Source organism: Lachnoclostridium sp. MSJ-17 (genome assembly GCF_018918205.1).
GTDB lineage: Bacteria > Bacillota > Clostridia > Oscillospirales > Acutalibacteraceae > Ruminococcoides.
In genome coordinates this window covers 33,505-40,445 of the sequence record NZ_JAHLQB010000068.1, presented here as the reverse complement: position 1 = coordinate 40,445, position 6,941 = coordinate 33,505, and the positions used below count along the sequence as shown (strand labels likewise).

8 protein-coding genes are annotated in these 6,941 nt (G+C 41.1%); 7 read left to right on the top strand and 1 reads right to left on the bottom strand.

Going from position 1 to position 6,941, the window contains the following annotated elements:
* Positions 1-905: 905 nt before the first annotated feature.
* Positions 906-1,178, bottom strand: coding sequence for a DUF6809 family protein (locus KQI64_RS05785; protein ID WP_216523775.1), 273 nt, complete (start codon positions 1,176-1,178; stop codon positions 906-908).
* Positions 1,179-1,361: 183 nt separating this feature from the next.
* On the opposite strand from KQI64_RS05785, the gene hxsD reads away from it, so the two are divergent.
* From hxsD to hxsA3, 7 genes are read left to right on the top strand one after another with little or no spacing between them, the layout of a single operon-like run.
* Positions 1,362-1,709, top strand: coding sequence for a His-Xaa-Ser system protein HxsD (gene hxsD, locus KQI64_RS05780; RefSeq protein WP_216523774.1), 348 nt, complete (start codon positions 1,362-1,364; stop codon positions 1,707-1,709).
* The gene (locus tag KQI64_RS05775) at positions 1,702-1,911 is read left to right on the top strand and encodes an HxsD-like protein (RefSeq protein ID WP_216523773.1); all 210 of its coding nucleotides are present in this window, start codon (positions 1,702-1,704) and stop codon (positions 1,909-1,911) included. Before hxsD ends, KQI64_RS05775 begins: the two co-directional genes overlap by 8 nt.
* 1 nt (position 1,912) lies before the next feature.
* Complete coding sequence (locus KQI64_RS05770) at positions 1,913-2,920, top strand: prepilin peptidase (protein WP_216523772.1); 1,008 nt, start codon at positions 1,913-1,915, stop codon at positions 2,918-2,920.
* Complete coding sequence (hxsC, locus tag KQI64_RS05765) at positions 2,914-4,041, top strand: His-Xaa-Ser system radical SAM maturase HxsC (protein WP_216523771.1); 1,128 nt, start codon at positions 2,914-2,916, stop codon at positions 4,039-4,041. Before KQI64_RS05770 ends, hxsC begins: the two co-directional genes overlap by 7 nt.
* On the top strand, positions 4,034-5,428 hold the full coding sequence (gene hxsB / locus KQI64_RS05760; protein ID WP_253289198.1) for a His-Xaa-Ser system radical SAM maturase HxsB: 1,395 nt from the start codon (positions 4,034-4,036) through the stop codon (positions 5,426-5,428). Before hxsC ends, hxsB begins: the two co-directional genes overlap by 8 nt.
* Before the next feature lie 10 nt (positions 5,429-5,438).
* Entirely contained in the window at positions 5,439-6,365 is a 927-nt protein-coding gene (locus tag KQI64_RS05755) for an MORN repeat-containing protein (protein ID WP_216523769.1), read from the top strand.
* Positions 6,365-6,937, top strand: a complete 573-nt coding sequence (gene hxsA3 / locus KQI64_RS05750) for a His-Xaa-Ser repeat protein HxsA3 (protein WP_216523768.1) — start codon at positions 6,365-6,367, stop codon at positions 6,935-6,937. The genes KQI64_RS05755 and hxsA3 overlap by 1 nt, the downstream gene beginning before the upstream one ends.
* The last annotated feature ends 4 nt before the right edge of the window (positions 6,938-6,941 follow it).

The following is a 6,941-nucleotide window of genomic DNA, read 5'->3' as shown; positions in this document are numbered from 1 at the left end:
TCGGGTACTTTCCCGACCTTTTCCCAAAAAGCCTACACGTCGGCACACGGGGCGCGACGTCGGCACCGTTTGGTTAGGGACGGTTGGGACGATAAAGACGATATTTCAGGCACCCCCTAAATATCGTACATACCGTACTTATCGTCCCTCTTTACGGTTTTGAAACAGTCCTTTCACTATTCAGTACATTTTTTGTCTGTTTCGGGGTGGGTAAAAAATAAAAAAATGTCTTTCTCTGTTGTGCACAAACGAGAGCTGTGACTTTTGTGAAACATTACGGCAATTGATGATTTGCCCCTCTACTTCTCTATTCCACACTTTTTTCAAAATTTATGCGTACTATTTTTCCCTTCACTATATAGCCGACGAGAAGGGCTTTCTTAGAACCATTTTACAAAGAAAAATATTTTTTACGCTTTGCTAAAAACGCCAATCGTTTTTTACAATTGTTGTTTAGAAAAATTTGTCCTCTACTTTTTATTCCACACTTTTTTTATTGAAATTAAGGTGAAAAGAAAATCTTTTCTGTTTTAACTAAAATAGACATAGATTTTTTGTAGGATATTACATAAGGCAATTTGTTGCCCTACTACTTCTTTATTGCACACTTTTTTCGGTTTTGGTCGGATAAAATTTTCCCCTTCACTTGTATAGGAAAAAACATGGGGGTAAACAACCGATTAAGGAAAAAATATTTCAGATACATAAATCTTTGTATGATTGCACAAAAAATCAGCACATGAATCGGCAAATTGCCAACTCATGCGCTGCTTACTGTGTTTGATTCTTATGGTCAATATTGCGCCCCACAAACCGCGACAAATCGCCTGTGTGGGCTTTGTTTGGTGAGGTTGGGTTCGTATCCGATTTTCTGTTTTGCGCGACACGGGGCAAAACAGGGAGCGTCAGGTTTTGCCGTAGCTCAATGCTTCTACCGCGATTTTGATACCGAGAGAAAACCCCCGGATGAACGCGTCGCGTTCTCCGAGGGTCAATAGCTCAAGGTAACTTTCCTTGAATTTTTGGAATGTTTCCTTCTGCTGTTCCGTCAGCGTAGCTGTCAATGCTTCATCGTGACGGACAACGAGCCTGTTTGCCATGTCATACTCGCTGCCCTTGATGATTGGATTTTCATGTGGAATGATATTCCCGTAATAAAATTTTTCCAGAGTGGTCATTTTGCTCACCTCGCTTTCTCAGCAAGACACAATACCACATGAGCTTTTGAAAGTCCAGAATAAATAAAAAACGAATAGGCGGTTTTTGAGTCAAATAAGATGTTGTTTTCTCTTGAAATTGACAGAGTTGTCAATTATAATATAAACATATATTGATGTGTGAATTTACAAGGAGCACTGAATATGGAAATCAGATACAAGAAAGAATTATATCCAAAGAATGTGCTGTTTCAGGCATGCTACCGATTAACGGATAATGCATATATTCATTTGGATTGTGACGAAAAAGAATATATTGTCAGCATTCGTCCGAAAGATGGTTCTGATACTCGGGATTATGCTTCTTTGTTTTCCAATCAGATGATAGAAGAATCAGCGAGAGAAGAAATTTGTAATCAGACAAACAATATCCGGCAAATTTTGTTTGCACGTTCAATGGCGTCTACCGTTATTTTTGAAGAAGAAAACGACGAAAATGATATGTACGAAGATGATAAATCAGCGATGAAGGATTGGTTTGAAAATGAGTGATCTCAAACTGAAAAAGGAATTGTTTTCTCTTACAAATATCTTTCAATCAGTCAATGCGTTTTCTGAAATTGCGGATATTTCCGTTTCCGAAGAAGCTGATGTATATAACTGTAAGTTCTGTGCTTGTGTGTATGATGAAGATGATACAATCAGAGAATTTGAAAACTACCTGATTGATTTGAGTTACAAGAATAGGCAGTAAAATGATTTATGTAGAGAGTTTTCTGATCAGCGCACTGATTTTTGTTGGGGGATATTGTACCTTTTTTGATATTAAAAAAGGTATTATCCCAAATATTGTAATTTTTATCGGCACGGTAGGTGCACTTATCGGTAACGTGATATTATTTATGCTTTCGGGAGTGGATCAGCTTCCGATATTCTTGTTGCATATTGTTTCGGCATCGGTTATTGCGATGTTAATGTATCTGTTAAGAATATGGGCAGGCGGTGATGTGAAATTGTTTGTATTACTATCCGCACTGACACCCGTAGAATGCCTGAAGCATAGAATACCGCTGCCCGCAATCATGATATTTATCGGAGCTTTTTCGTTCACATTTCTGTTTTTGGTCGTTCAGTCGGTTGTTTTCCTGATAAAGAAAGAAAAAACCTATCAAGTCACTCAAAAAATCAAACTGATTCCGTTTGTTTCCTGTGTTGCGTTTACAATGGCAGTACAGGCGGTGATAAGATTTGCATTGAAAGCGATTTACAGCGAGTATATCGGCGTTTTCATGTTTCTTAATGCTGTTTTGGTTTTGCTTTTTGGCAAGATGAAATTTTTACATAATGTCATATGTATTATTATTTGTTCCGTTATCTGTACTGCCGATATTATTCTTTTTGTTCTGAACCATACAGCGGCTTTTGATGTACGTCCGTTATTGATAGTGTTGCTTGTTATTGCGCTTCGTTTTTTTGCAGGAAGATACAATTATCGTGAAATAAAAACGAAAGACGTAAGAGCAGGCATGGTATTGTCTTATGCGACTGTTTTCCGATTTACGCAGTCAAGGGTAAAGGGTCTGCCTCAGACAACCTCTGAGAACATGGGTTCGCGTATTTCACAAGAGGAAGCTGAGAGCATTATCCGTTGGGCGGATTCCAAATACGGACAAGAAACCATTGTGATTCTTCGAAAAATTCCGTTTGCTGTATTCATTACAACAGGATACATAGCTTATATTGTAATTGGTTTTTTATGGTAAGTTATCTTAGTCAATATCATGGCGGTTACCGCATCTTCACCGTCATCAAGGAAATTGAAAAAGCGGATATATGGCTCTCTGCGGGGCTTTCAGCTGGTGTTTTGAAAGAGGATTCTTTATTACTTCTTCCGGATAATATAATGATTCCTTTTACATCAGAAGAAAAGAGGCGCATGGAGCAGATTCATGAATTTGATGTATTAGATATCAATGAAAACGGTATTGTCTACCGCTGGTATTCGTCGTTTGACGGTGACGCGGGAATTGCAACTACTTCTGCCTGTAATTCAAACTGTATTATGTGTCCTGCGGGAGACAATGAAAGGCGGCACCATAATCATCTGACGGTTGAGCAGCTCGAAACAGTTGTCCGTCATATGCCGAAAGATTTGTATTATTTTACAGTCACGGGTGGAGAACCTACCTTGATCGGAGAGGATTCTTTTATACGACTGATGAATACAGTCAAAAAAGAATTACCTCAGACTAAGATTCTGTTATTGACGAACGGAAGAACGCTCGGTGACCGCAACTTTATGGAAAGATTTCTGAATAGTAAACCTGATTGTTTACGTGTGGCGATACCCTTGCATGGCAGCACTGCTGCAAAACACGATTATATCACAAGGGCACAGGGCAGCTTTCATCAAACTATCCGCGCGATAAAAGCCTTGTTGAAAGAAAAAATAGAACTGGAATTGCGGATTGTTGTCAGTAAATTGAACAGGGATGATATCACCGGGATTGCTGCATATATAGCGCATCATTTTCCGTCTGTTACAGTAGTAAATTTTGTCGGGCTGGAAATGCGCGGAAATTGCGTTATCAATGCCGACAAGGTATTGTTATCATACGAAGATGCGTTTCAAGCTTCCAAAGCAGCGATCAAGCTGTTGATACGCAGCGGCATTGACGTTGGTTTATACAACTTTCCGTACTGTATGATTGATAAGAGCTATTGGCCGATTGCGCAAAAAAGTATTTCTGCGTATAAATCTGTATTTTATCCATCATGCGAAAAGTGCGAAATGAAAAATGCCTGCTGCGGTATTTTTAAAGCGACGATGAGGTTCTACAAGCCTGCGGTGCATCCGATTGTACACGGTGAAAAAGATGATTAACTACTTCAATTTTGCAAAAAGAAAAAACGGATATTTGCTGACAAATGATTTCGGAAAATATCAGTTTGTGAGAAAAAATACCTTTGAGGAGCTGGTTCACAATCGCGTCAGCAACAACAACCCTGAAAAACAGCTATTGGCTGAGAACGGTTTTTTGATTGAACAGCCGATAGAACTGTTTGTCAAGGAGAATGCGCCGTGGCTGAGGGGCATGAAGGAGTATTGTCTGGGCGGCACTTCTCTTCACATCTTTGCTGTGACAAATAAGTGCAATCTTGACTGCGTTTATTGTCAGGCTCACAGCAGTGATTCTTCACTGAACCAATCTATGACGGCGGAAACCGGCAGAAAAGCAGTTGCATTCGCTATGCAGTCTCCCAACAAAAATCTGACATTTGAATTTCAAGGCGGAGAACCTCTGTTGAATTTTGAAGTGGTTAAAGAGATGATTGAATACAGCAAGAAAATTAACCGCGACAAAATAATTCAATACACCATAGTGACAAACCTCGTTCATTTGAATGAAAAAAAGCTGCAATATCTGACAGAGAATAGTGTGTCGATTTGCACATCTCTCGACGGCCCTGAAAATGTCCATAACCATAACCGACCTTTTCGCAGTAACGGCCTTGGCAGTTACAATGATGTTGTAGCAAAAATACTGTCACTCAAACAAAGGCAAATTAAAATCGGGGCAATTCAAACAACCACTAATTACAGCCTGAGCTATCCGCGTGAGATTATCAACCAGTACAGGCAACTTGGTATTAATACGATTTTTCTCCGACCGCTGACACCATTGGGTTTAGCGGATTCATCATGGCGTTCTTTAGGCTATACTTCAGAACAATTTTTGACGTTCTATCGAGCTGCCTTTGATTACATCATGGAACTTAACCTGCGCGGAGAATATTTTTCCGAAACACACGCAGGGTATTTTATCAAGAAAATTTTTTATCACTATGCCGACAATTATATGGAGCTGCGTTCTCCTTGCGGTGCAGGAATCGGTCAGATGAGTTACTATCATGACGGCAGCGTGTACACTTGCGATGAGGGCAGAATGATGTCGGAAATGGGTGATCAAACCTTTCGGCTCGGAAATGTGCTGACAGATTCATTTCAAGATTGTGTTTGTTCTCCCGTATGTGCAGCGGTATGTAAAGCATCCGTTGTGGAATCGCTTCCAAAATGCGCGAGATGTGTTTATCAGCCGTACTGCGGTGTGTGTCCTGTTGTGAATTACGCGGCGGCGGGCAATCTTTATGAGAAGAACAGCAAGGATTTTCGATGCGAGGTATATAAGGGAATCATGGATTTGATTTTTAATGTTATCGAAGAAGGTGACGATCGGAAAATCAATATCCTTAAATCTTGGGCAAACTGAGGAAACATCAATGAAATTGAAAACCCCACACAAAATCATTATTGGAATCGGTTCATTCCTACTGGTATACGGAGCGACCTTTGCGGCTTTCAAAGTGATGGAAAAAACAAAGGGAGTAGAGGTAAACGTTAACGCGTTATCAGGAGAGATAACCGAACACAAAACTTATACAGAGACCGCTGACGGCTCCTATATCGGCGATATCATAGACGGAATTTTTGAGGGTAAAGGTCAGTTTAATTTCTTGTCAGGTGAAATCTATGCCGGCGACTGGCTGGAGTCTAAAATGGACGGCGAAGGAAAAATGATTTTCAATGGCGTCGGAGTTTATGATGGTGAGTATACCGATTCAAAAAGAGGTGGTTACGGTACATTCACTTGGGAAAACGGCGATGTGTATAAGGGCGTGTGGTTGGAGGACAAGATGAATGGCAGAGGAGAATATACCTTTGCCGACGGCTCGGTACTCAGCGGGACTTTTGCCGATAATCGGTTTGACAGCGGTGAGTATACGGTAACCGGAGAAAAATACACACTCAAACGAACCGTAGCCGATGGCAAACTTAACGACAAGGTTTCGATTGAACTTGCATCAGGAGACTCGTTCTACGGAACCGTTTCAGACGGAAAATTCAGCGGAACAGGTACTGTTAATTATGGTAACGGAGACAAATATTCGGGCAGCTTTTCCGCGAGCAAGCGTAATGGTGACGGTACCTACACATGGGACGATGGCGCTCGGTATTCCGGCGCGTGGTCAAAGGACAAAATGTCCGGAAAAGGTACATATTATTACAGTGAAGATGATTATCCGAGATTGGACGGCGAATTTGATAACGGTGTACCCGACGGTACATGTACCTACTATGAAACCGCAGATGTGAAATATCGCACTACATGGTCAGATGGCGAATGTACAAAAGTTGAGGAAAAATAATGAAGGATGATAAATTTCCCAAGATAAAAAAATCCATACAGGATTTCTTTGAGGACGAAGACGGCAGCATCACCAGAAGCAAGGCGCTGGCAATCGGAGGAATGGTAATTGTTTTGGGCGTATTACTGGCGGATACGGCGTATGCTGCACATAGAACGCATTCCACCCACCGAACCCATTCGACACACAGAACCTCGAACAGTCAACATGGCAGCCACAATACGCATTACACCCACTCCACTCATAGTAATACACATAATAATCACGCGACTCACGGTTCACACGATAGTCATTCTTCTCACGTTTCCTATACTTCCGCTTCCAATTACGGTTCGACTCCGACATCCAGCGGACGTGATTGGCCCAGTCTGTCAAAAATGGAGTCTATTTCCATTCCGGCAAAGCCGGGAAGTGAAAATCTATCTCAGTTTTCCGAAATACTGGATAACAGCAAAATACCGGAGATATTGCCTCCCAACATAGCGGCTGATACCCCACAGCAAAGCGTACCGGATGCAGATGCATTACAGACACCGCCCGATACACCGCAGTTTACTGTTTATGAGGATTGAAGAT